Source organism: Natronotalea proteinilytica, from assembly GCF_055379935.1.
The window spans coordinates 721513-747109 of sequence record NZ_AP043947.1 but is presented as its reverse complement, the minus strand read 5'-3'; the positions used below and the strand labels follow the sequence as shown (position 1 = coordinate 747109).

Annotated in this window: 24 protein-coding genes and 1 riboswitch; of the genes, 17 read left to right on the top strand and 7 right to left on the bottom strand. The window is 57.3% G+C overall.

What is annotated here, in order from left to right; genetic code table 11:
- Positions 1-91: 91 nt before the first annotated feature.
- A complete protein-coding gene (locus ACZ5AL_RS03230; protein WP_464512140.1) occupies positions 92-475 on the bottom strand; it encodes a carboxymuconolactone decarboxylase family protein in 384 nt (127 codons plus the stop codon).
- 108 nt (positions 476-583) lie between these two features.
- Here ACZ5AL_RS03230 and ACZ5AL_RS03225 point away from each other — a divergent pair, with 108 nt between their 5' ends.
- The 11 genes from ACZ5AL_RS03225 to ACZ5AL_RS03175 all read left to right on the top strand — a co-directional run bounded on the left by ACZ5AL_RS03225 (position 584) and on the right by ACZ5AL_RS03175 (position 13113).
- Positions 584-1201 carry a 5-formyltetrahydrofolate cyclo-ligase gene (locus ACZ5AL_RS03225; RefSeq protein ID WP_464512139.1) on the top strand — a complete coding sequence of 206 codons (618 nt, stop codon included), beginning with the start codon at positions 584-586 and terminating at the stop codon, positions 1199-1201.
- A 12-nt stretch (positions 1202-1213) separates the two neighbouring features.
- Entirely contained in the window at positions 1214-1816 is a 603-nt protein-coding gene (locus tag ACZ5AL_RS03220) for a PspC domain-containing protein (RefSeq protein ID WP_464512138.1), read from the top strand.
- Positions 1817-1871: 55 nt separating this feature from the next.
- Complete coding sequence (gene ggt / locus ACZ5AL_RS03215; protein ID WP_464512136.1) at positions 1872-3632, top strand: gamma-glutamyltransferase; 1761 nt, start codon at positions 1872-1874, stop codon at positions 3630-3632.
- A 781-nt stretch (positions 3633-4413) separates the two neighbouring features.
- Complete coding sequence (locus tag ACZ5AL_RS03210) at positions 4414-5070, top strand: uracil-DNA glycosylase (RefSeq protein ID WP_464512135.1); 657 nt, start codon at positions 4414-4416, stop codon at positions 5068-5070.
- Between the two features lie 38 nt (positions 5071-5108).
- Positions 5109-5468 carry a hypothetical protein gene (locus tag ACZ5AL_RS03205; protein ID WP_464512134.1) on the top strand — a complete coding sequence of 120 codons (360 nt, stop codon included), beginning with the start codon at positions 5109-5111 and terminating at the stop codon, positions 5466-5468.
- 92 nt (positions 5469-5560) lie between these two features.
- Positions 5561-5798: riboswitch (cobalamin riboswitch) on the top strand.
- Between the two features lie 172 nt (positions 5799-5970).
- Positions 5971-7908: a TonB-dependent receptor plug domain-containing protein gene (locus tag ACZ5AL_RS03200; protein ID WP_464512133.1), complete on the top strand. Its 1938-nt coding sequence runs from the start codon at positions 5971-5973 to the stop codon at positions 7906-7908.
- 24 nt (positions 7909-7932) lie between these two features.
- Positions 7933-9021 carry a hypothetical protein gene (locus ACZ5AL_RS03195; protein WP_464512132.1) on the top strand — a complete coding sequence of 363 codons (1089 nt, stop codon included), beginning with the start codon at positions 7933-7935 and terminating at the stop codon, positions 9019-9021.
- Between the two features lie 444 nt (positions 9022-9465).
- A complete protein-coding gene (locus ACZ5AL_RS03190; protein WP_464512130.1) occupies positions 9466-10584 on the top strand; it encodes a YncE family protein in 1119 nt (372 codons plus the stop codon).
- A 395-nt stretch (positions 10585-10979) separates the two neighbouring features.
- Positions 10980-11219: a (2Fe-2S)-binding protein gene (locus ACZ5AL_RS03185; RefSeq protein ID WP_464512129.1), complete on the top strand. Its 240-nt coding sequence runs from the start codon at positions 10980-10982 to the stop codon at positions 11217-11219.
- An 88-nt stretch (positions 11220-11307) separates the two neighbouring features.
- A complete protein-coding gene (locus ACZ5AL_RS03180; RefSeq protein ID WP_464512128.1) occupies positions 11308-12051 on the top strand; it encodes a PIG-L deacetylase family protein in 744 nt (247 codons plus the stop codon).
- An 87-nt stretch (positions 12052-12138) separates the two neighbouring features.
- Positions 12139-13113 (top strand): sensor histidine kinase, encoded by a 975-nt coding sequence (locus ACZ5AL_RS03175; RefSeq protein WP_464512127.1) that lies wholly within the window; start codon positions 12139-12141, stop codon positions 13111-13113.
- 413 nt (positions 13114-13526) lie between these two features.
- Here the strand turns inward: ACZ5AL_RS03175 and ACZ5AL_RS03170 are convergent, their stop codons facing one another.
- The gene (locus ACZ5AL_RS03170) at positions 13527-13832 is read right to left on the bottom strand and encodes a hypothetical protein (protein ID WP_464512126.1); all 306 of its coding nucleotides are present in this window, start codon (positions 13830-13832) and stop codon (positions 13527-13529) included.
- 119 nt (positions 13833-13951) lie between these two features.
- Between ACZ5AL_RS03170 and ACZ5AL_RS03165 the strand changes: the two genes are divergently transcribed.
- Complete coding sequence (locus ACZ5AL_RS03165) at positions 13952-15190, top strand: IS256 family transposase (RefSeq protein ID WP_464511429.1); 1239 nt, start codon at positions 13952-13954, stop codon at positions 15188-15190.
- 134 nt (positions 15191-15324) lie between these two features.
- On the opposite strand, the gene hisI is transcribed toward ACZ5AL_RS03165, so the two are convergent.
- The gene (gene hisI / locus ACZ5AL_RS03160) at positions 15325-15714 is read right to left on the bottom strand and encodes a phosphoribosyl-AMP cyclohydrolase (RefSeq protein ID WP_464512125.1); all 390 of its coding nucleotides are present in this window, start codon (positions 15712-15714) and stop codon (positions 15325-15327) included.
- Positions 15715-15863: 149 nt separating this feature from the next.
- Between hisI and ACZ5AL_RS03155 the strand changes: the two genes are divergently transcribed.
- From ACZ5AL_RS03155 to yidD, 3 genes are all read left to right on the top strand, one after another.
- Positions 15864-16310, top strand: coding sequence for a PH domain-containing protein (locus tag ACZ5AL_RS03155; protein ID WP_464512124.1), 447 nt, complete (start codon positions 15864-15866; stop codon positions 16308-16310).
- Positions 16311-16752: 442 nt separating this feature from the next.
- Positions 16753-18324 (top strand): DEAD/DEAH box helicase, encoded by a 1572-nt coding sequence (locus ACZ5AL_RS03150; protein WP_464512122.1) that lies wholly within the window; start codon positions 16753-16755, stop codon positions 18322-18324.
- A 116-nt stretch (positions 18325-18440) separates the two neighbouring features.
- Positions 18441-18833: a membrane protein insertion efficiency factor YidD gene (gene yidD, locus ACZ5AL_RS03145; RefSeq protein WP_464512121.1), complete on the top strand. Its 393-nt coding sequence runs from the start codon at positions 18441-18443 to the stop codon at positions 18831-18833.
- A gap of 4 nt (positions 18834-18837) precedes the next feature.
- Here yidD and otsB read toward each other — a convergent pair whose 3' ends face one another.
- The 3 genes from otsB to ACZ5AL_RS03130 all read right to left on the bottom strand — a co-directional run bounded on the left by otsB (position 18838) and on the right by ACZ5AL_RS03130 (position 21563).
- Positions 18838-19551 (bottom strand): trehalose-phosphatase, encoded by a 714-nt coding sequence (gene otsB / locus ACZ5AL_RS03140; RefSeq protein WP_464512120.1) that lies wholly within the window; start codon positions 19549-19551, stop codon positions 18838-18840.
- Positions 19552-19872: 321 nt separating this feature from the next.
- A complete protein-coding gene (locus ACZ5AL_RS03135) occupies positions 19873-21234 on the bottom strand; it encodes an alpha,alpha-trehalose-phosphate synthase (UDP-forming) (RefSeq protein ID WP_464512119.1) in 1362 nt (453 codons plus the stop codon).
- 41 nt (positions 21235-21275) lie between these two features.
- Positions 21276-21563, bottom strand: coding sequence for a hypothetical protein (locus tag ACZ5AL_RS03130; RefSeq protein WP_464512118.1), 288 nt, complete (start codon positions 21561-21563; stop codon positions 21276-21278).
- A 274-nt stretch (positions 21564-21837) separates the two neighbouring features.
- On the opposite strand from ACZ5AL_RS03130, the gene ACZ5AL_RS03125 reads away from it, so the two are divergent.
- Together ACZ5AL_RS03125 and ACZ5AL_RS03120 are read left to right on the top strand one after the other, a co-directional pair.
- Complete coding sequence (locus ACZ5AL_RS03125; protein ID WP_464512117.1) at positions 21838-23175, top strand: tetratricopeptide repeat protein; 1338 nt, start codon at positions 21838-21840, stop codon at positions 23173-23175.
- Between the two features lie 77 nt (positions 23176-23252).
- Positions 23253-24572: an AI-2E family transporter gene (locus tag ACZ5AL_RS03120; protein ID WP_464512116.1), complete on the top strand. Its 1320-nt coding sequence runs from the start codon at positions 23253-23255 to the stop codon at positions 24570-24572.
- A gap of 656 nt (positions 24573-25228) precedes the next feature.
- On the opposite strand, the gene ACZ5AL_RS03115 is transcribed toward ACZ5AL_RS03120, so the two are convergent.
- Entirely contained in the window at positions 25229-25597 is a 369-nt protein-coding gene (locus ACZ5AL_RS03115) for a VOC family protein (protein WP_464512115.1), read from the bottom strand.

Below are 25597 nucleotides of genomic sequence, written 5' to 3'. Positions count from 1 at the left end.
GGTCTGGGATACATTCGCAGGCCGATACAAGCAGCGGTGCTGTGCGATACAGCGGGCCGCTTCAGTATTGCAAGCATCGCATAAGAATGCGTTATTCGCCGGGTTGTTCGCGGCTACGCAGTAAATCAATCGTTTCGACGGCATGGCGGAGGTGAGGAATCACGATCGAGCCCCCTACCACCAGTGCAACGTTCAACGCATCCATAATTTCGTCATCGCTCCACCCGGCCTCTATGCACTGTTGCAGATGATAGTCGATGCAATCGTTGCAGCGCAGCACCGCCGAGGCCACGAGCCCGAGCAGCTCTTTGGTTGAGCCGTCGAGCGCACCGTCTCGGTAGGCCGCGTCATCCAGGTTGAAAAACCGTTTGACCCCCAGATGATCGCCCTCCTCAAGAATGCGCGCATTCATGCGCTCACGGTGCGCGTTGAACGCATCCAGACGATTCGAAGACTCATCAGGCGCATCAGCCATACAAAAATACGTAGTTGATGAAGCGACTATACACAACACCCACGTAACAAAGTGAATGGCAAAAGCGTTTAGATACTGTCGTGAAATTGTTATTCGGATCGCACGCCTGTGACCTCGAAAGATACGTTACGCCAACAGTTTAATGCATATCGGCGGGCTTTATCGCCTACCGACCACAATGCACGTAGCCGCCTCGTGTGCAAGCGTGCGCAAGCACATGATGCCGTGCAGCATGCGAAGGTGGTGCACGCATACTGGCCGGCTCTAGACCGGGGCGAGTTAGATACGCGTCCGCTCATCGGATGGTGTGCCGCAGCAGGCAAAACGGTGGTGCTGCCTGTCGTTACGTCGTTTGACCCGGCATCTCCAGCCATGGAGGCGCGCACCTTTACCGATGCCGACGCGCTGGAGCGTAACCGCTGGGGCCTGTTAGAGCCCGTTACCGGAACCCCCGTTCCCAATGATGCCATTGACCTTGTGATTGTCCCCGCCTTTGGCGCCGACCGCCGCGGCCACCGCATCGGGCATGGCGCTGGCTTCTACGACCGCTTTCTGCCTACGCTGTCGGCAGCCTCTATGGTGCTTACCTTCGACGCCTGCTTGGTAGACTGCTTGCCGACCGCCTCCCACGACGTGCCCGCCGACTATGTCATCAGCGAAACCGAGAGGGTAGGTCCGCTGGCTACCACTGCCCCCCAAAATAATTCCTGTTGCACTACCTCGTAGCCCTACAGTCTTATGTCCACACGAAAGCGTCCGCCTCGTCCGCCTTCCTCCGAAGAATCCTCACGCGAGTCGTCAAACTTTGACTTTTCGCCGTTGGAAGAGGACGAGCTCAACAGCATTTCCGACGAAGACCTTGATCGCCTGCTCGACGACACCTCCGACCCGTCGTCGGGGCGCTTCGGCCGTATTGCCACGTACACTGGGCTGGCCATGCTCGTGATCGTTGGCGTGCTGATCTTGGCGGAGCTGCCCATGCTCTCACTAAGCGTGGCGGCCGTTGACCCGAGCATTGGGCTTGGCATTTTGGGGGTGTTACTGGCTTTCATCGGCTATGGGCTGTTCGCAGGGCGCCGCACAAAAAAGAAAAGTACGTCAACGGAATCTGATACAAAGGAATCTGACACAGAGGAAGCCGAAGAAGAGGAAGACAACACGTTACGACGGTCAAGCGAGAAGAAGCTCATGGGCGTGTGCGGGGGATTGGCTGAATACTTTGGGCTAGACCCCTCTATGGTGCGCGTTGCTTTTGTGCTCGCGCTGGTGTTTTCTGGCGGCCCCATGTTTCTGGTTTACTTTGGAATGGCTTACGTGATGCCGCCCCCACTTGATGAGTAGAGAGGCTCTACCCTGCCTGTCCGTCCACTTCGCTTACGCCATTCTCCTGCACGCCATGCGCTCTTCCATTCTTTACGCGACCACACGCATCACTCTTCTCGTATTGCTTGTATGGGGAGGCGCCCTGCTGACGCCGTCCGTAGCACCGGCGGCTCCCATGCCAACGTCGCTCGCTACGCTGGAGTACGGCACCGAGGGCATGGTCGTGGCCGCACATCCCGCAGCGGCTGAAGCCGGACGCCAGATGTTGGAGCAGGGCGGTAACGCTGTGGATGCTTCTGTAGCTGTCGGGTTTGCGCTCGCGGTCGTCTTTCCACGGGCCGGCAACCTCGGTGGGGGCGGCTTTCTGGTGCTGCGCCAGCCTGACGGCACCGCGCTTACCATCGACCACCGAGAAACTGCTCCCGCCGCCGCTACACCCGATGTCTACCTGGATGCGCAAGGCAACGCGGTTCCAGAACGGAGCCGCCGCGGCCACCTCGCCTCGGGTGTGCCCGGCACGGTCGATGGGCTGTTGCACGCCCTGGAGAAGTACGGCACCCTCTCCCGCGAGGCCGTGCTGGCGCCCGCCATCGATCTGGCCGTCAACGGATTCGAGGTCCTCCCAACGCAAGCGCAGGCCCTCAACCGCGCCCAAGATGACTTCAATGCCTTCGATAGCACGCGCCGCTATTTTGGAGACGATTCCGACCATGGCGGACGCTACGAACCAGGGCAGATCCTGCACCAGCCTGATCTGGCGAACGTGCTCATTCGCATCCGAGAGAACGGACGCAGCGGCTTTTACGAGGGGCCAACTGCCGATCTGATCGTCGCTGAGATGCAGCGCGGCGATGGGCTCATCACGCATGACGATCTGGCCTCGTACACCTCAGTTGAGCGCGAACCGGTCGTATCCACCTACCACAACCACCGCGTCCTGTCGATGGGCCCGCCGTCTTCCGGTGGCGTCGCCCTGGCGCAACTGCTAAACGCAGCCGAAGACCACGACGTGGCCGAATACGGACTCAACGCCAGCGCCACCATCCATGCAATGGGCGAGGCCATGCGCCGCGTGTATGCCGACCGCGCCGAGTGGATGGGCGATCCTGACTTTGTGGAGATGCCCATTGACGGACTTTTAGACCCGGCGTTTATGCACACCCGGATGTCAGATGTCGATCCCAACCGCATCACTCCGAGCGATTCGGTGTCGCATGGCGTGCCCGCGGGCGCTGAGTCGATGGAGACCACCCACTACTCGGTCGTGGATGCCGACGGACAGGCCGTGAGCATAACGACGACGATTAACAGCGCGTACGGCTCGAAGGTCGTGGTGGATGGCGCCGGGTTTTTCCTGAACAACGAGATGGATGACTTCAGCCTGAAGCCAGGCGTGCCCAACCAGTTTGGCCTGCTCGGATCCAAACGCAATGCGGTGGCCCCGAACAAGCGGATGCTCTCCTCGATGACGCCCACGATCGTGGAAGATCCCGACGGGCGCTTGCAGCTTGTGATTGGCTCGCCGGGCGGGTCCACGATCATCACGACGGTGTTTCAGGTAATCATGAATGTGATTGACCACGAGATGGATATCGAACAAGCCATTACGGCCCCGCGGTTTCACCACCAGTGGCGTCCCGAAACCGTCTGGCTGGAGCGCCACGGCTTTCCGCAGGACGTGCAAGAGAACCTGGAAGCCCGCGGCTGGCCGCTCAACGTGCGCAGCCGGTGGGGCCGCGCGCACGGCGTGCACATCCAGTATGATGATGACGGCACGGCGACCTATCATGGCAGCGCCGATCCCCGCTTGGACGGGGTGGCGGTGGGGCTGTGAGAAAATGGTTTTGATTTAGGGGTGCCTGGAGACCGTTTGGTCAAAGTGAATCGCAGGCTGTTTCCCTACAACGACAATCTCGAACCGCAACGTTCAGATGAGCCCTACACTGCCGCACTGTCATACGTCAAAGTTTGGGTGAGGCGGAGTCAATAATCCGACTGCGTTGTCAGGGGGAATCTCGTCTCTGCGGCGCTGGGGCGTCTTGGCCGGGATGACTATAAGCGTTGATAGCTCAAGCTTTAACCTAAGATTCAGGCGTAACACAGCAGTAGTACTCTGTCACAGCCCAATCTTCGGGTTGCAACACCCCCGTCTTAATGATGTCATCTTGAGCGGAGCAACTGCGTCTAGCAGGTGCGGAGTCCTGACACGAGCGAAGCGACTGATGAACGCAGTGAGTAAAGATCTCCCTCGAAATGAGCAGGGCCACTCGATCGATCAGAGCCTGCTGAGCGTCGGGGAGATGGTTCGACGTGCTCCGGGCTGGGCCCGTCGCGTGCACTCTAAAAGCACTTCTTCCCTGCGGTCAGGGCGCTCACCATGACAGGTTTTTTGGAAGGGGGTTGGGATACAGAGTTTCGGACGGTCTCCATACCCTAACAATCAGGTGTGACAGAGCAGTAGGTGCCTCCTCTGAATGTTAGGGACCAACATTGTCATCACGAGAAGGGAGCCTGCAACCGACGGCGGCTTCGCGTCTACAGAGCGTTCATGCAACGGCTTCAGTGGTCGGTGCGTACTGCATGCTGCGCGCTTATTGGCCATCTATCCACCTTGTATGACTGAGTCCTGCTGGTCCCTTCTGGATACGCATCTGTTCGACATTCCCTCAACGAAAGAAGCGTTCAACCCGTACCACGATCGCCATCCGGAACTGGATCAGCCGGGGGCGCCAGCGGTGCGACGGGCCAACCTGCGTGGCTACCTTGACGCGCTGCAAGACCCACGCCTGTTCATGATGGCCGAGGCTCCCGGACCATGGGGATGCCGCTTCACAGGCATCCCAATTACGAGCGAAGACCAACTGCTTGATGATGCCTTTCCGCTATCGGGGCAGCGCACCAGCACCGCTGATGAGCCGCACACCGAGTACAGCGGCTCTATCTTCTGGCGCGTGATGACACCGGCGTTTCCGCACTTTTTTATCTGGAACAGCATGCCGCTGCATCCGCATGACACGGACGATCCCCTCACCATTCGCACACCCCGTCGCACTGAGGTGCGCGCCTGGCACGACCTCACGAACGGTTTGCTCGACATCATGCAACCCGAGCGCATTGTAGCCATCGGACGCAAAGCCGAGCGGGCGTTCAACGAGATCGGGGTGGAATCGGTGTACGTGCGACACCCCTCCCATGGCGGATCCAAAAAGTTTGCGGCGGGCATGGAACGCATTCTGCAGGATATGAAACTGCCCACCGCTGCTACCGCCTAAGCCTCCTCTTAACCGCTCAAGCACTATCGGTCTGACCCATGAACCTCTACACGGTGCTCCTGCTGGCCTTAATTGCCTACTTCGTGCGCGACATGATGCGCACCTGGGTTGCTAAACGGGCTGAAATGCAAGGCACCACCGACCCGGTCAGCCACACCGAAGTGGAGCATCTAAAGGATACCGTAAACCAGTTGGAGAGCGACCTGGCCGATGCACACGTGACGCATGAGCGCCTTACCGAACGTATCCAGCACCTCGAAACCATCGTAACCCACGAAGCTTGGGACCGCTTCTCGGACGACGCGGCTCCCCTCGATCCACCTTCAGCAGATCGCACGCCCGATGCTTCGGACGCCTCCGACATCGCGGCCCAGTGGGCCCGTCGACTGCGAGGATAGGCACCTCTGTTTTCGGATTGCGTGAAGCAGTGGACTCTTTGCCCGGAGGCGTGCTATACTATTAGATGCAAGCGTGGATGCTTTACCGCATGCCGCCTTGCCGCATCACAGGTTCGCTGCATGATGGCAGTGATGAAAAGGGAATTTCGTGAGGGCCGCATGCCTGAATCGAGAGCTGTACCCGCAACTGTGAATCGAACGGCGTAGTCAAGATGCATATCCACTGCAGGTCTGTTGCCTGTGGGAAGGATCATGCCTTATTGACGGCGCCTATGGGAACTCCCTGTTCGTTCGATAAGCCAGGAGACCTGCCTGCGATGCCGACTCGTCACCTTCCTCCGGGACTAGAGGGAGCGGCGTTGAGCCCATTTGCGTGGTATGCCATAGGTAAGGCATACCTCTGTTGATATATCGCACCGGCCGGCATCGGCGGCCCAGCATGTGTGCATCCGCTGGATGTCATGCATGGTGCGTGGGGACAGCGACCCTCCCATCATGCGGCATGGCGATATATCAATGGATCGTTGCGCTACTTGTATGGGGCATGCTTACCGTGGGCAGCCATGCGACCGCTGCAACTCCCTCCCACTCATTTCCCCCCGATGCCTCGTCGGATACCAACGCACCGCCCGACACCACAGCGTGGCATGTGGACCTGCCCGGTCTTACCGTCACCGCCACACGCATTCCCACCGCGCTGCACGACCTTCCCGCTCCTGTCACACGTTTTGACTCCACCGCACTCGCACGCACGGGCGGATACAGCGTAGCCGATCTATTAGAACGGCGCGCCGGCGTGCATGTGCGTAGGGCAAGTGCGTATGGCAGCGCTACTGCCTCGGTGCGGGGGGCCGGCGCCTCGCAAACCCTCTTGCTCTTAGATGGCCACCGCATCGCGAATCCGCAACTCGGCCAGACCGACCTGTCGATATTGCCCACATCATTGCTAGAAACCGTAGAGGTGATGCATGGCCCTGCGGCTCCCCTGTACGGCAGCGACGGCATGGGCGGAGCCGTGCAACTGCGTACGCGCACCCCTTCGGAGCCTACGGTAGGGCTTACAACCGAAGCCGGTGCCTATGGCCACCGGCAGGCGCGGTTGCATGCAGGTACGCGAGGCACAACCTGGGCTGGAACCGCCGCGGTAACCTATCAGCAGCACGAAGGCGACTTTCCGTTCGATGACCGCCGCCGAGCCAATGCCGACCGGGCTCACGTGAGCGCCTATGCCACGCTGCATACCGCCGACACCGACCGGACGCGCTTCGCGGGACTCTACACCGAAACCGACCGTGGGCTGCCTGGCGGGCGCGGAGTGGTGCAGAATGATGAACGGCAGCACGACCGCACCCTGCGTGTATGGGGCCACCATCGGTGGCGCCTGGCCAGCGGTACGCTCACCACACGGGCCTTCGGACAGTATGATGCTATTCGCTACCAGAATCCCTCTCAAAACATCGACGACACCGGGCATACGTACAGCGCGCAGGCCGAGGCTGAATGGGAGGGAGCTATGAGTTCGCGATGGGCACTCAACCAGGGACTGCGTGTGCAGTCTGATTGGGCCGAGCACCCAAGCCTGCGCACTGCGGCCACGCAGCAACACATGAGCGCATTTGCTAGCACCGTAGGCTCGTGGGACCATATCCGGCTGTTCCCTGCCCTCCGAGCCGATGCGTATCGCGTATCAGACGGCACCAACCGCATGGCGCTTACGCCACGGTTGGGCCTCAACGCAACACCGTGGCCCACGTACGATGCCCTTCGCCTGCATGCGCATGCCGGGCGTTCGTTTCGCATGTCCACCCTCAACGACCGCTACTGGCAGCCCGGCGGCCAACCCGACCTACGCCCCGAACGCGGGTGGAGCCTGGATGTGGGACTGCGTTGGCACCACCAGACCACACGCGTAGAGGCTACTGTTTTTCAGCAACACCATACCGACCGCATTGTGTGGCAGGCTGGCCAAAACGGCGTGTGGAGTCCCCGTAACATAGAGCGTGTACGTACGCACGGCGTGGAAGCAACAGCCAGCACGCAATGGCGCGTTGCCTCCTTCATCCACCTGGACACCGGCCTAAACGCCACCTACACCCAAACTCGGAATCGCTCTACTCCCGACGCCTCTTCGTATAACCAACCGCTGCGCTACGTACCCACAGCCATGGTCAAGCCCCATGCAACAATTACCATGGGTCCTGTCGAAGCAGGCGCCACCACACGCTATGTAGGACGCCGCTACACCACCAGCGACGGGTCGCAGTCGCAGCCCCCCTATCTAACAACTGATGCTCAACTGCGCATCCGCCATACGTACGACAACATGACGCTCGCTATCCAACTGGAAATCAATAACCTGTTTGATGTCGAATACACCGTGCTGAACAACCAGCCGGTGCCTCCACAGCATGCGCACCTTGCGCTACACATAACGCTATAGTTGAACCGTTTACGCTTTACACCTATGCTACGCACCCGACTGATCCATCCTCTGATTCTGCTTTCTGCCATCCTGCTCGTGCTGGCCGGATGCGACTTTGCAGACACTGACGACGGCTTTCCCGCGCTTCAATCCTCTGATGTCATTGTAGCGAATGCGGGCGCCTTTGGCGGTGCAAACAGCAGTCTTACATTCATTGACCCCACAGGCGAACAAGATCCGACTACCACAGACACATTCGATTCGTACATTCAGAGTCACACCGTTTTACAAGACCAGTTCTTAGTGGCGTTTGGCGAAACGGCCACCGTTGGCATCTTTGATCTGGAAGAGGCCGCCGAGCTTGGCTCCATCACCGACATCGAAAATCCCCGCACCATTATATCAGACGGTACGGTTGCATATATAACCCGACAAGACTTTAGCGGCGAATCCGCGCCTGAAGTTGTCGAGGCGAACGTGCCTGAGCGTACGGTAGAAGCACGCATCGAACTCGATGAAAACCCCGAAGGCCTCATGGTGATTGACGACCGTGTGTATGTGGCGATGGGTAACGAAGACGGCTCCATTGTGGTAATTGACCGCAACGAACGCGAGGTCGTTGAGACGTTCGATCCAGAGTGCGATGCTCCGCGTGCGCTGTTTCCCGACACGCAAAATCGAATTGTTGTGGCATGTACTGGAGCCACCATCTTCAACGACGACTTCGAGGTCATCGACGAAACCGACGGCGCTATTCGCTTAATGGACACCGATGGCTCAATTATTGATGAGCAAGACCTCGACGGCCAGCTCACCTCGGCCAGTGCACAACAACGCGTAGCCTTTGATTTTGTGAACAACGCTATGTTTGCTGTCATCAACGGTACGACCGTGCTACGCTACGATCCCGCCACAAACGATCTGGAGACGATTGACGTCGAAGGGGACCCGATTGGAGCGATTGCGTATGACGGGGTGGAAGACCAACTGTACTTGGGGCGCCCCGCCCCCAATGATCCGTTTGGAGCAGCCGGAACGGTAACCGTACATGAACCCGGCGGCGCCGAAATCGAGTCGTTCAACGCTGGCATTGCTCCCGGACACATTGAAGTCCGTGTCGCCCAAGAGTAATCACACGTACTGCGGACCGCAGGCAAGCAGGCTGGTGATGGGTCTCTGGTGATAGGTCTCTCTTGACTTTAGGCTCTAAGCGAACAGTATCGCTCTCGTCGCGATGCTCTGCGTCGCGACGCCTGCGGAGACGCTCCCGCGTCGTATCTGTTTAGCAACGTGCTGCTGTTGGCGCATCGACACAAGGGCATATTCTATGATTGATTTGTGACAGCTGACTTGTGACAGCGCTCCCCTCCATACACGAACGGGATATGCGGAGTAGATATCGCCGGAGCTTCTGCACAGCGAATCGAAATCCACCATCAGCGGTATAGCAAGTGATGCACCATTACGTTGGATAACTTCGCCAATGGAAGATGTGCCCACGCTCAGCCTGCTTTTGCCTGATTGGTCCATGAGGTCGCTAATATGAACGGTATTCCGATATTTGCACGGTCTACGATGCCTATAGTCGTAGGCAGTGTCTTAATTGTTCTGTTGATTGGGTGCGATAACCTGACAGACGTAGAGACAGGTGAACAGAGCACCTTCCGCCTTGCAGAAGTGATCAGCGCAAATGCGGGGGCTTTTGGAGAAGGCACAAGTAGCCTTACATCGATTGACCCTGAAGAAGGAACCGCTAGCACAACACCCTCTTTTTCGTCCTCTATCCAAAGCCACGTTGTCACCGACACCCAGCTTTTTGTGGCTTTTGAGGAGGAATCGGCTATTGGAATTTTTGACCTGGAGACCAAAGAAGAAGTAGGCCGCATCGAGGACATTGAACACCCTCGGCACATAATTACTGACGGATTTAGACTGTATGCCACCAGCTACAATGCTGACGCAGAGCCCCCCAATCCTGAAGTGGTTGTGGTGAATGTAAATGAACGCACGGTTGAAGAACGCCTCGAACTGGACTTACCGCCTGAAGGGCTAACCGTCATAGGAAGCAGCCTGTTCATTGCAACGAGCGGAATAAACGAGGATGGAGAACAGGCGACACAGATTCCCATCTTTCAACGGGGGACATACTCTTTAGAAGGGGCTATCAACCCCGATTGCGATGGGGGGCGTGCCCTGTTCACAAGCCGACAAGAAAGACTGGTGCTAGCCTGCAGCGGAGCCACGATCCACAATGAGGAGGGAGAGGTTGTCGAAGAAACCAACGGTACGTTGCTTACCATCAATCCACTGACAGCTGTGGCTGAAGATGTAGTCGACTTGCCTGGCCAACTTACCTCTGCCGCCGACCGGCAGCGTGCCTTTTTTGACGGGTTTAACCAGGAGCTGTACGTTACCCTCGAAGGAAACACCGTAGTGCGATACATTCTGCCCCGCTCTGAAAATGGCCAGGACGTTCCCTCCGAAACCACACAAATTCCCATTGATGGCCCACCGATTGGAGCGCTTGCCTACGCCCCCATCAATGACCAACTGTATCTAGGACGCCCCGACCCCGACAACCCATTTGCTGACCCTGGTACGATTACAGTGCACGATCGCGAGGGCGCGCAGCTCCAAAGCTATGACGCAGGCATCGCACCTGCGCATCTTGTACTATCCGCCGAAGAAGAGTAAACGATTCGGTAAGCAGCACCTATGTGTAATAGAGGATACGGTATGGTGGCTCCGGCTCTAAGTAGACCCACAAAAGTATCTTTGATTATGTCATTGCGAGGAGCGCTAGCGACGCGGCAATCTTGTGCCATCAAGCCGGACAGCACCGTCCAGGTCGGGGGCATGAGATCGCACCCCAGGAGTACTCGTTCGCTGCCGCTCACAGCGCCACGTCAGTCGCAGGCTCCTTCCTCGCGATGACAAGGTGTAAATATATTTCTTTTGAGCTACCTAGTATCGTATCAAGCCTGATTCGATGGCGAATAAACAGTACGTACTATCAAGTTGTGGGGCTTGCGCTTGAATCGCCCGTTTTCCATTACTCTACTTTGCTCCACCTGTCAATCCAGCGCGTTATGTCTGTAACAATTGACCGTTGCTATTGCTACAGCGTGCCATTTGAACGGCTGCACATCATTGCACAAGATACAGGAGCATCTACCGTAGCTGAATTGCAGGAGATCGCATGCTTTGGCCATAACTGTCAACTGTGCCATCCGTACGTACGGCGGATGCTGCGCACCGGGCGCACCACCTTTCGCCAAGTCATTGAAGACGCCGATGAGCCCGCCCCAGCACAACAGCAGGACTCCTAGCATCTTGCACTGACCTCCTCACGTATTCATTCTGTAGGTAGCAGAACGTCTTTAACAGATAGCCTTCTTCTCATACTTCCATCCCTGTATGGCCACACTGCTTTACGTATTTCCGCATCCCGATGACGAATGCTTCGGCCCCGCGCCTGCCCTTGCACGTCAGCGGGCCGCGGGACACGATGTGCACCTTCTTACGCTCACACGGGGCGAGGCAACCAAGCAACGGCACCGTCTGGAGTACTCAAAAGACGAAATGGGAGCCGTTCGATTCCGAGAAATGCAGCACGTGGCAGAGGCGCTCGACTTAAGCTCGCTCAACGTACTCAACTTACCCGACGGCGAACTCGCTGACCTGTCGCCGCTGAATATAGAAACCGTCGTGCGGCAGCATATGGTGCGCCTCCAACCGGATGTCGTCGTTACCTACGCCGTTCACGGCATCAGTGGGCACCCCGACCACCTTGTAACGCATGCCATCGTAAAGCGTGTTGTGTGCGCTGCCCTACGCGACGGCGTTGTCGATGTAAAGCGCCTGGCTTTTTTCACGTTACAAGCCGAAGACAGCGACCGTCCTGAACATCTTACCGGCTCGCCCGACGAAGCCATCGACTGCATCGTACCGGTTTCTGACAACGACCTGGAAACGGCACGCACCGCCCTGCATTGCTACGAAACGTACCTGCCCGTGATCGAAAAACATCGTCCGCTCGATAGCGTGCGAGACGGCGTGCGGTTTGAGTGCTTTCAAGAAGCCCCAACTCCGCCTCTTACCGACCTTACAGCGCATCTGCCTGATCGTCTTGAGCCTACGGGTTTATCCAACCAGCGATAGCCTATGTTAAGCTGGCCGCACCATCCGTATTGGCTTGCTTGTAAAGTTGCCCTCCCGGTTGCCCTTGTCGGAGCACTCGGGGCTTTGATGCTTCAGGCATCGTGGCCCGTGGTTGGGTTGAGCGCCGCCGGACTTGGTGGCGTGGCCTATGGATTTGTGTGGTGGATCGTGGCCCGCCGTTTACGGCAGTTCCGAACAACCCTCAAACACTTGCGCGCCCATCAATTTGAGGCGCTCAGCGACAGCCCCTCGCCCCGTGGCGACGAACTCGACGCCTTGCTATGGGAGCTGTATCAAACAGGACAGATGATTAGCCGCGAGATTGATGATATGCGGCGCATGGAAACGTATCGACGAGAGTTTATCGGCAACGTGTCGCACGAACTCAAAACACCCATTTTCTCAATTCAGGGGTTTACCGAGACTTTACTCGATGGGGCGCTTGAAGATGAGACGGTGAACCGTTCCTTTCTGGAAAAGATCATGCGTAACACGCAGCGCCTCGACCAGTTGGCAAGCGACCTTTCGCAGATCGCACGCATCGAAACCGAACAGTTGGCACTTGAAATCGAAGCGGTTGACATTGAATCGTTGATGCATGAAGTGATTGAGATGCTGGGTCCCAAAGCTGAAAAACATGGCATCACATTACGTTCTACCGTACCGTCTGCTTTGCCTCCCGCCCATGCCGATCGCGAGCGCATCCGACAAGTGCTCGCTAACCTAACTGAGAACGCCATTAAGTACAACACAGCGAGCGGATACGTTCACCTGCGTGCAGAACACGTTGGAGAGGGCGTTCGAGTTGCTGTAGAAGATGACGGAATTGGCATTGCTTCCGAGCACCTAAATCGACTGACCGAGCGGTTTTATCGCGTTGACAAAAGCCGGGCCCGTCACCGTGGAGGATCGGGACTGGGGCTTTCTATCGTCAAGCACCTGTTGGGAGCACACAACACCCAGCTCCAGATAGAAAGCGTAGAGGGCCAAGGATCGACATTCGCCTTCGAACTGCCCGTATCTGCTGATGCCGCTGGGCGAGTGTCTCACGCACCTAACTAGTGCTCTGTCACAGGTCAATCTTCAGGTAACGCTGCACCCTAACGTACCGAGCAAAACGCCCCCCCTTGCCCCCTCGTCGCGATGTACAACCGGCATGACCTTCGGCCCCTCCGCGTCGCGACGAAATGCGGACGCTCTGCGTCCTTCTGTTTCCGCGTGTTCTCGTTGCAGGAGAGCGGGGGGCTTGTGCGCGGTGTCAGATGGGTGGACGGCGAACGTTGAGATCCCTCCGCCGGGGGCGTCGGGATGACAGCAAGAGAAGGAAGGCTGCCCACTCGACCCTAAGATGATGAACGCAGAGGAGAGGGTACGGCTTCGCTCACCATGACAGGTTTTTTTGGTGGGGGTTGGGACACAAAATTTGTCACGGTCTCCGTACTCTAACATTCAGGGGTGACAGAGCACTAGCGTGCTTAGCGGTTGCGCAGATGGCGAGCCACTCGTTCTGCTTTCTCTTGCTGTGATGGCTCCTCGTGCTGATCCGTAAGCGGCACCGTGGCGTCGTCGTGGAGCGCATCCCAGGTTTCGCTCGTGACAATTGTTTCCAGATGCTCAATGCGCTGCTTAAGCTGGGCCCGCTCAGCATCCCACTCCCGTTGCATCGCATCTAATCGGTCTTCTAAGTCGTCTGCTGACGCTCCCAATTCGCGCTGCTTTGATTTAAACGACAGCCACTCTTCAAACGCGCTGTACACGAATACAATCAGAATGACAAGCACCCACCAGTACGAGGTTGAGTCCTTATTCTTGTGTAAAGCAGTCGAGCCGATAGAAAAAAGCCACCGTCTTCTGTTAGGTTATAGAAAGATCCACCAATCACAAACCTAACATACCAACGATGGCCGACTTACAGTTTACGATATCAGAAGAGAAAATCCAAGCGATGCTTTTTGGCGAGCGCGGCATGGAGGTGTTGACCGAGGCGCTGTTCAATCAGTTGCTTCAGGCAGAGATGACTGCGCACCTCGGTGCCGGACCCAGTGAACAAACCGAGCAGCGCCGGGGGTACCGCAATGGGTCCTACACACGCAAGCTCACTACGCGTGTTGGAACGCTCGAACTGGAGGTGCCCCGTGATCGCAAAGGCACCTTCAAAACGGAACTCTTTGAGCGCTATCAACGCAACGAGAAAGCCCTCGTGCTGGCCTTGATGGAGATGGTGGTCCAGGGCGTCTCGACCCGCAAGGTGAAGAAGATTACCAATGAGCTGTGCGGGCGACGCTTTAGCCGACAGACCGTCTCGCGCCTGGCGCAGACCCTTGATGAGCAGGTAGCAGCCTGGGCCGAACGTGAGTTAGAGCATGAATACCCCTTCCTCATTGTCGATGCGATGCAGGTGAAGGTGCGGCGTCAGCAGGCCGTGCGATCCACTACGGTGATTAGGGGTTACATGATGATTGCCATAGGAATCAGTGAAGAGGGCTACCGGGAGATTCTCGGGATCAACGTCGGCTTTCGTGAGACGGGCGAAGGCTGGAGAACCTTCCTCTCGAACCTGAAGGCGCGTGGGCTCTCGGGCGTGGAGGTGATCACCTCAGATGCTCATGAAGGGCTACGCGGAGCGATACAGCGTTGCTTCCCGGGTTCGATATGGCAACGCTGCCAGGCCCACTTTCGGCGCAACGTAGTCGACCGCGTGCCGGCCTCCCGCAAAGAGCGCGTACATGAGATGCTTGACAAGATCCTGGAGGCCCCAAGCCCAGAGGATGCGCGCAAAGCGCTGGAGCGAGTCACGCCCGAGCTTCAGGAGAAGGCCCCGACTGCTCTCAAAGTACTGGAAGCGGGCTTCGAAGACGCCACCGCTGTCCTGGCCCTTCCCGCGAAGTACCGGCGCCGCCTCCGGACGAGCAACATGATCGAACGGTTCATTGAGGAGATCCGTAGGCGCGAGAAGGTCGTGCGTATCTTTCCAAATATGCAATCGGCCTGGCGGTTGATCGGAGCGCTCTGTGCTGAACAGCACGAAGAGTGGGGCCATGGCCGGAGATACCTCACCATGGACGCGTACGTCCAATGGAGAGCGCAGCTCGAATACGCTGATAGGCAGCCCAACAATCCCGTACCCAAAGCCGCTTAACTTTGAAGCCTGACAGAAGACCTCTTTACACAACGATCGGGACTTGATCCAGTACGACCCCAATACATCGAGTATTTCCGCCATAACATATGGAAGGGTTTATTGGAGGCTCTGTTGATACGCCGGCTTTGGGACTACGCGCCGTACACCTCGTCAGGATCAAAGACTTGTGTACCGTCACGTACGAGAGAGCCATCATCTACGCGGCGATAGAAGCACGAGCGATGGCCCGTATGGCACGCTGCATCGCCGACCTGTTCCACTTGAAAGAGCAATACATCGCCATCGCAGTCGATGCGAACCTCGCGGACATGCTGCACATTGCCGCTCGTTTCGCCCTTACGCCACACAGCTTGGCGCGACCGACTCCAGTACACCATGCGTCCGGTGTCGAGCGTTTCTTGCAGAGTTGCAGCATTCATATACGCCATCATGAGTACGTCGCCGGTGGCATGGTCTTGCACAATTGCTGCTATAAGACCATCATCATCGAACTGAACGTGAGAAAGCAAGTCGGTAGCCACAGATAGAAGCCGTTGAATACATAAACCGTACGTGGTTTTCTGCTACGTGCACATGCTGCGTTCGTTGCCTGCACCATGATTTGATCGCCGCTTCATGCTTTTGTAGGTTGGCATCCCATCAACCTACTGACAAATACCCGCTACCTTGTATGGCTAACGTCGAGATTTCATTGCGTCCTGCTTGGCGCAACTACTGGCCTACCCTTTTTCTGGCCAACGGACTTATCATTGCTGCTATTATCATTGGAATCACAGGCATCGGACTCCCTGTGGCGTTGGTCTGCGCAGGGGCGGCGGTCTTGTTCTATGGATATATCTTGATGCAGCGCTATTCGTGGCGGTTCACCATCGACGAAAACCGTATATCGCGCCATCAAGGAATCATCTCGCGCAATCAGCAAAGCATTCGGCTGGCCGACCTGCGCAGCGTAGAGCTGAACCAGAGCCTGGGACAACGCCTCCTGGGTCTGGGCGATCTATCGTTCTATTCATCGGGCTCCGACGACGCAGAGGTCCGATTTTTTGGAATCCGTAACCCAGCCACCCATCGCGATAATGTGTATGACGCGATGGATCAATTGGGAGCCAATAATTGAAGGGCATCTACGGCTGCGCTGTTACAGGTCAAAGTTGGAATTGTGTGGGATACGGTTTATAACGCAACCGGAGGCGAGTCCCCGCTTGCGTCCCCGACGCCCTGTAAGGCGAATGCTGTCGAGACGGCACGCGTCTCGGATGGCACGTTGTTAAACACGTACCACAACACGCTGTCACGTTGCGCACTGACGTATGGTACACAAATCCCCATAGTGTTCGCACGAAGCAAACGCGCTGTGCACATCCTTCGCTCGGCAGCATCGTGTACAGGGACATAGTTTCCGCACCCTGGGTCGTCCGACTCGTTTGAGGAGCCGACGCCCCACTGCTCATGTGCGGTTTTCCGGCTCATTGCTGGACAGGACGAAGTGGCGGATTGTTTTTCGCAGGCTATCGCTGAGGCCCATCTCGCGAAGGCCCGTTCTGAATATGCACAGTGTTATGTCAACCTCTTTTACAGCCCTCGGGCTGAATGCCTCGCTCGCCGAAACCGTGAGCGAACGCGGCTACACCACTCCTACCCCCATTCAAGAAGCCCTCATCCCCGCACAACTGGCGGGACGCGATGTCGTCGGGCAGGCGCAGACCGGCATGGGTAAAACCGCAGCTTTTGCGCTTCCGATGCTCCATACCCTTGGAGAAGGCACCGGCACGCTCCGTGGCATCGTCGTGACCCCCACGCGCGAACTCGCCAAACAAGTCGCCGAGGCGGTCTATACCTATGGCAACCGACTAAACATTCGGGTCCTGCCGATCTACGGTGGACAGCCGTACCAGCGCCAAATTCGCCGTCTTAAGAAGGGCGTAGATGTGGTTGTGGGCACGCCCGGACGCATGCTCGATCTTATCCGGAAGAAGGCCCTCGACCTGAGCACCGTTCAGGTTGCCGTGCTCGATGAAGCCGATGAGATGCTCAGCATGGGCTTTATCGACGACATCAAGGCGATCCTCAGCGCCACTCCCGATGAGCGGCAGACAGCTTTCTTTTCGGCGACGATGTCGAATGACTTTCAGCGTCTCGCCAAGCAGCAACTGAACAATCCCGAGTCATGCCGCCTGGAGCCGAAGGAGCGCACCGTATCCAGCATTGAACAGCGCTACTATCCCGTGTCGAAGCGCGACCGCACACCAGCGCTCATGCGTCTGCTGGAGACGGAAGACATCACCAGCGCCATTGTGTTTGCACGCACCCGCAACGACACCTTCCGGCTCGCCGATACGCTGCAGTCGAAGGGATACAACGCCGGGGCGCTCAACGGCGAGATGGACCAGCCCGAGCGGCAGCGCATGCTGGATCGCTTTCGGAGCGGTGCCATTACCATTCTGGTCGGCACCAACGTGGCCGCTCGCGGACTCGATATCGACCATGTGTCGCATGTCTTCAATTACAACCTGCCGCGTGACCCGCAGGTGTATGTGCACCGCGTGGGCCGCACCGGACGCGCCGGACGCTCAGGCACGGCGCTTACGCTCGTTACGCCGAACCGCCACAAGCGCCTGAAGCACACCGAGCGCCACATCAAGCGAACCATTGTTCGTACCGACGTACCGAGCGAATCGGATGTGCAGACGCATCGAGATGCAAAGCTGCGTTCTGAGGTGTCCGAGTGGATTGCATCCAACAACACCTCACGCGAGCGCGCTATCGTAGATGCGCTGGCCGACGAAGGCCATGACCCGCTCGACGTAGCCGCTGCCGCCCTTCAGGTGGCTCGCAAGCAGCGCGCGAAGGCGAACCGCCCTGCATCCCCCAAGAAAGCAGACCAGCCCGTTGCCTCGCACGAAGACGGCATGGTGCGCCTGCGCCTGAACACCGGCAAACGCAACAACACGCGGCCCGGGCAGGTCGTGGGTACGCTGGCCAGCGCCACCAAAATGCCTGGAAGCGCCATCGGGCGTATCGACATCCACGCAGGCCACACCACGGTGGATGTGCCCAGCGAATATGTCAAGCAGATCCGTGCCAAGAGCGGTAGCTACAAGATCGGACGGCAGCGCGTACGGGTTGAATAGCTCACTCGCCGCGTAGCCGACTCTGACCAACAACGTCTATAGCTCCGCCTGTTCTCTTTGCCTTGAGGACAGGCGGTTTTTTTTGTTGGGTAGGTCAGCGAATCTCTTCGAATCAGATGGGCGTATGGGGTAACGCTATGCACACGCTACGAGACATTACTTATCGAATAGCGCGCACGATCTGGCGAATGCCGCGTTACGTGCTGTTGGGGCTCCTGTGGCTGTACCGAAATGCGATTTCGCCATTTACGCCGCCTACGTGCCGCTTTCATCCTACATGCTCATCGTACGCTGAACAGGCGCTTCGTGAGTATGGCGCTGTAAAAGGGTTGATTCTGACGATCTACCGTGTGAGTCGGTGCCACCCCTTTGGAGGATCGGGATACGACCCGCCCCGTTGGTTTGGAGAGCCTCCACCCCCACCTCTGCAGGATGACCAAGCATCCGGCGAGGCAGATACGGCAGAGCAGGAGACATGCCGGCACGCGACGAGGAGCAATTGGGAGTGACCGCCTATCCTTTGCTGGGGAGATAGCGGCGTAGATAAGCAACCACAGCCTCCACATCTGCAAGCCGATACTGAGCGGCTGTGTCTTCAGGACCCACCTTAATGGTGCACGCTGCGTCGTAATCGGCCAGCACGCGAAAGGCATCTTCGTCGGTTACGTCATCACCGATGTAAACGGGCGTGTGGTTGGGATGGTCGCGGGTAACGTCTTGCACGGCGCGCCCTTTGTTGTGGTCGGTGTGGCGCAGCTCGACCACTTTCTTTCCCCAAATGGCATCGAGAAACGAGGGCGCGGTGTCAACCCATGCGCGCAGCCGTTTGCGAGCATCGTTTGGGTTGTGGGCATGGCGATAGTGGACGGCAAACGTAGGTGGTTTCGACTCCACGTTGATTCCCTCTTCGTCGGGTACACGCTGTTGTAGGTCAGAGAGCGCTTCAACGGCATCGTCGGGAAGACGCGGCTCGCTAGACTGTCCGATGACGCCTTGCTGAGCACCGTGCAGTCCTATTGCAGGAATAGCGATGGAAAGCAAGTTCGATAGGCTCTCTAAGTCACGTCCCGTTACAATCCAGAGCGGATGTTGCGTGCGCAGCTGGCGCAGCACCGGGGGCACCTGCGGGTGAGGCACGGCCTGGGCGGGGTCGTCTACGATTGGCGCAAGCGTGCCATCGTAGTCAAGAAAGAAGAGGGGGTCAGAAACGACAGGAGGTTCAGACATGGGGGCTTAAGCATTGCGAGAAAGAAACGGCGAGTAGGGATTTTCCTACAGTGTTTGTCTGAAAAGGGATTGCATGTACGCTATGGGGTAGCGGTTCAATGGTAAGTAGGCCCACAAAAGAACCTTCGAGTATGTGGCAGCGAGGAGCGCTAGCAACGCTCCGCTGAACGCTACCAAGTGGGGAGCCTGCGGAGCACACGATGGAGTGCAGCGGCATGCAAGAAGAGGGACGAACACGATGAAGCTGGTGTGTCCACTAGTCTTATCTCGTAAGGTCCATCGATTACCGTCTACTTAAGGTAGATAATGCCACGACAAACGTTACTGCGTGAGGGTATTTAAAAACCTACGGGCCCACCGATGAACATCGAGGGCTTCGACGTGGGTTTTTAGGGCCTTAAGACGAGAGCGTCGTTCGGACTCAGGCATTTCTAGTGCCAAGCGAATCGAGTCGGCCAGCCCATCACGGTCGTACGGATTTACATGAATAGCTTCGGGCAAAAGGTATGCCGCCCCGGTCAGCTCGCTTAAAATGAGGGCTCCGTTCTGCGTAGAGGTAATAAATTCCTGTGTGACCACATTCATGCCATCGCGTAGCGGGGTGATAAGTGCGGCATCAGCGGCGCGATAGAAGGCACACAGTTCGAATTGCGTATACGTACGATAACGATAATTGACCGGCACCCAGTTATCCCGGGCAAACTGTCCGTTGATGCGCCCCACCGCTTCATCGACCTCGCGCTTGAGTTGTTGGTAGGAGTCGACGCGGGTGCGGCTGGGTGTGGCAATCTGGTAGAAGCTGACGCGTCCATGATACGACGGGTTGCGCTCCAGGAACCGCTCGAAGGCGTGGAGCCGAGAAAGCACGCCTTTCGTGTAATCGAGCCGATCGATGCCGATCACGATAAACTCGGTGTTGAGCCGGTCACGCAATCGGGCGGCCTTTTCTTTGACCTCGGCGCTCTCGGCCATTTGCTTGAAGCGATCGACTTCAATGCCAATGGGATGCGCCTCAACGGTGGTTGAGCGTCCGTTGTAATGGATTGTTTGCCCGTCAATATCGGCTCCCAGGAGTACCTCGGCACTTTCAAGGAAGTTATCGACGTATTCGTCAACATGCACACCAATTAGGTCGCAGTGCAAGAGGCCACGCAGCAGTTCGCGGGCCCACGGTAGGATGCGAAAGACCTCCATGGCAGGCCACGGGATGTGCCAAAAGTGGCCGATTGTGGCATCAGGACGTTCTTCGCGAATCCATTGGGGGGCAAGCATCAAGTGGTAGTCTTGCACCCAAATGTCATCGGCCCCGGTGGTTTCATCGAGCACCGCATCCGCAAAGCGCTTGTTGACGCTGCGATAGACCTCCATGAAGTCGGGGTTGGGCTCGAAGTGCTGAACCATATAGTGCGAGAGCGGCCACAGCGCCCGATTTGACATGCCGTAGTAATACCCGTCGAGTTCCTCGGAGCTTAGCGGAACGCGGCGGACGGTAAATTCGGGATTGTCGGCAGGGTACGGCTGGCGCTCGGGAAGGCTGGGATCTTCTCCCATGCCGACCCAACTTCCGCCTCGATCTCGAAGGACGGGCAAGAGGGCCGTAGAAAGCCCGCCTACCGAGGGCGTCCATTGGCCGTCTTCGGACTTTCGTATCGGGACGCGATTCGCAACGACGGTAAGACTCAAGGGCTTGCTCGTTCAATCCAACAGATACGAAGGGGAAGGTCCTAAGCTGCTTCAGAAACGCGTGTGGTATCGTTCGGTTGCGCCGCCTTGTCCGCCTCATGCAAACGCTCGTAATGCATGCGGTGCTTGGTGGCATCTGCAAAGAGACATAGCCCCGCGTTAAACAAGATAAGCGCTCCCGTACCATGAAGCACCCACGCGGTTGCAGACGTGTTTGAGTCTGCCTTTTTAAGGGTGGCATGTCCTATCCAACTGGCCCCAGCCCCTACGGCAAGAAGTCCGAGTGGAGCCTGCCACTGCCATTGGGTATAATGCGTGTTGACATCCATAAAAGTATGGGATAAGGAAAAGCACCATAAATACCATGTGCTCTACTTCAACAATCCCGGAGACGTTCGATGTTCGTGCTTGGTCTTTGTAAATGTACCGTAACGGGCTATGGAATGGATAGAGAGTAGACAATGCAACGTGCCCTCAATCGGGTGCTGCGCCACAGATTTGCACAACATTCCGAATCAAGGGCGATACCGTATCGTTTTCGTAATCCGTGTTAGTTGCATACGCTAGCATGTTGTTTTTTTCCATCGACCTGTTCTTGATCAGATGGCTTCTACAATCCCTTGCCCCTCGTGTGGAGCCCAGATTGCTGCGGATGCCGCCGCCTGTGATTTGTGTGGCTATGTACTTGTTGAGTCGACCGAGGCATCCGACGAAGACGAGGAGGCATCTCCCGCACCGGAGGAGCCGCCGCAGGAGACTCCACCGGTGCCACAAGGCGATGGCGCTTCTCCTGCACATGGTGCCGCGTACTGTACTGAATGTGGCACGGCATTCGAAGCAGACGACCGATTCTGTAGGCAGTGCGGGGCAGAGCGTCCTCAGCCAACCGAACAAGGCACCCCGGTGCCCGCGTCAGAAGCCGGGCTTCCTACGGGCAAGGAGGCTGCTGCCTCTTCCGAACCGACGCCTTCCGACGCCACCAGCGATGACTTTGACGATGCCGCTATCAACCGCAAGTTGATGTGGGTAGGAGGCGGCGCTGTGTTGTTGATTGCTGTGCTCTTTGGGTCTACGCTCCTTAGCGAGCGTGGAGGCGACCCTCTTGCGCGCACCGCTGCGGAAGAACAGGCCGGCAATGTGATTGGCGCCGATCCAAGCGAGCGCGCCGAAGGGGAAGCGGCTCCCATGGGAAGTGGCCCCGCAACCGAAACACTCACCGTTGATGAGCTCGTGGCGCGCTATGCCGAAGACCTCTCAGGCGATGTCGCTGCAGAAGCCGACTCGTTACAAGCAGCAATAGAACAGGAAGAGGAGTCGCTCATGCAGCAGACGATCCAACAGGAGCTGGTGAATCTGTACATTGGTATAGGCGATTTGGGACGTGCTGCGCAAGAACAACATGCCATGGCCACAGCCACCAACGACCCAGATGCATGGCGTCGTACCGGCGACCTGCTGTATAGCTGGATGGAGCAGCTCGGACAGGGAGGCACGAGCAACGCTATCCCACAGGTGGCTCCACATGTCGTAGATGCGTATCAGGAAGTGCTTGACCAAGAGCCTGACAACCTTGACGTGCGTACAGACATGGCTACTGCGATGCTTCAAACCGATCAGCCTATGCGGGGGGTAGACGAGATCAACCGGGTCATTGAAGATGATCCCGAACATTTTCAGGCGCGCTTCAATAGAGGCATCATGCACCTGTACATTGGGCGCGTGGATGAAGCTGTTGAAGAGTTTGAAGCGGTGAAAGACATCGTAGGCTCAGACTCCCCGTACTATGAACGGGCTGACCAAGCCATTACCCTGGCTCGTCAAGAGGAAGAGCGCGTCCGCGAAGAGGGCGGTACCATGCCTGAAGGAGAAGCACTTCCTTCGCCTGGATCGGCCCCAACCCCCGAGGCTGATGATGACGCTCCAGCCATGCCAACTCCGTAGTTGCGTTGATTACTACGGGAGTTGATTGCGGGCCATGTGCAGGCTGAAGCCCACTCTTACTGACGACTCCCTGCACTATGTCCGCTTCTTCGTACCCTTGGTACATTACCTACACGGCCGTATTGGCCGGCGGGGTGCTTACGGTATATGCCATGATCGTGGCAAAAACCGTGCTGATTCCTCTGCTCTTTGCGCTCTTTCTAGCCATCTTGCTGGCTCCCGTTTCGGGCTGGATGGAGCGGTATAAGGTGCCCCGTATTGCCGCCGGGCTGCTTACCATGGTCTTGGCTACTGCAGCCCTAGTTGGGTTGGGATTTTTCTTCTATACGCAGTTGGCTTCGTTTGCGCAAGATGCAGACCAAATCCAGGGACGCATCGAAGAAATGCTGACTACTGTTGAACCACTCATGAGCGAGTGGTTCGGCATAGAAGGGCTCGTTGAGTTAGGTACGCTTGGGACCACCGCCGTCGAATACCTGGCCGACAACGCCGCCGATCTGGCACGAGGCCTCGCCGGAGCCGCTTCCACTATTACGGCAGCCTTTCTAGTGCCTGTCTTCATTTTCTTTCTAGTCATCTCTCGAAGTCTGCTGAAGGAGTTTGTGCTCCGCGCCTTTGGGCAAGGCGACCCGGAACGCACGAAGCATGTGTCGCGCGTAGCCGAAAACGTGAAGCGGGTGGTTCAGCAATACATCACCGGCATGCTCATCGTCATTGCCATCCTATCGGTGATTAACTCGGTGATGCTCCTTCTGGTTGGAGTGAACCATGCGGTGTTTTTCGGGGTGTTTGCGGCTTTGCTCAATGTGATTCCTTTTATTGGCCCCATCCTCGGATCTATTTTGCCGGTCGTCTATGCGTTTCTCACCATGGACTCGTTGATCTATCCGGCGATCATTTTGGTGAGCTTTTACGTGATCCAGCTTTTTGAAAGCAATCTGTTCACGCCCACCATCGTCGGTAGTCAAGTGAGCATGAATGCGCTTACCACCTTGCTTCTGCTCTTTCTGGGCGCGCAAGTGTGGGGCTTTGCCGGCATGATCTTGTTCATTCCCATGGGGGCTATGTTGAAAGTGGTGTTTGACGAGGTGGATGCACTCAAGCCCTTCGGATTTGTTATGGGTCCGCTGCCATCGCGTCGTGAGCGGGAAAAAGGTCCCCTGGCTCGACGCATCAGCGAAATTCCGTCTAAGATCGAAGCGAAGCGCGAAGAGTTGGAACGTGCCAAATCGAGCCGCACCCCCACATCGAAGCGAAAGCGTCGCTCTAAAACACCGCCCTCGTCATCGGGAGACGCCCCAACGCCAAAAGAGCAGGGGGAGCATGCGACCACGCCTGATGATAGCCCTACAGCTTCACAGCCCCCCCCTGCAGAGTCTGGTGATAAAGCGCAGTAAGTGCTGCGTTACACGCTAAAGTTTGGGTGGTGTGGTGCCAATAATCCGACTGCGTTGCCAGAGAAGATCCCGGCTCTACGGCGCTGGGGCGCCTTGGCTGGGATGACTATGCGTGTTGGCAATTCATGCTCTACCCTAAGATTTCTACCCTAAGATTCAGGTGTGGCAGTAGTACTGTGTCACAGGTCAATCTTCAGGTAACGCATGTGTCTCCTAATGTACCGAGAATAACTCACACTCTTGTCCCCTCGTCGCGATGCTCTGCGTCGCGACGGACGAATGGACGCTCTGCGTCCTTCTGTTTCCGCGTGTTCTCTTTGCAGGAGAGCGGGGTGGTTTCTTTGTGCGCGGTGTCAGATGGGTGGACGGCGGGCGTTGAGATCCCTCCGCCGGGGGCGTCGGGATGACAGCGAGAGAAGAAAGGCTGCCCACTCGACCCTAAGCTGCTGAACGCCGAGGAGATGGTTCGGCGTGCTCCGGGTGGGGCCCGTCGCGTGCTCACCATGACAGGTGTTTTGTTATTATCATCGGACAGGCTTTCACTCCCCCTGAACACCAACATTGACACTTGACTTCACTTACTGCTGTGTCGCAGGTCAAAATGGTTGAAACGTGCCTCTTTCAAACGCCATTATCTTGAACAGAGCGGGGTGTCACTACGTCGTTTCGATTTCCAGAACAAGGCCATCAGCATCGCGGACAAACAGGCGGGGGCCGACTTCCTGATACGGATACTCCTCGGCATCTAACCGGCTGCGTAAGGCGTGCCATTCGTCCTCGGGCAACGCAAACCCCAGGTGATGGATACCGCCGCGCCCCGGTACGGTGGGATGCTCCATATCGGTAACCTCCATAATTTCGATGAGGTCGCACCCTTCCGAGTCGGTAAGCATGGCGCGCCGGCGTCCATCGCGAATAGGATCGTCTTCAACCACGCGCAACGACAGGTCCAGCACATTCTCATAGAATGCAACAGAAGCCTCCAGGTTAGCAGTCATGATCGAGGCATGGTCAAGGCGAATCAT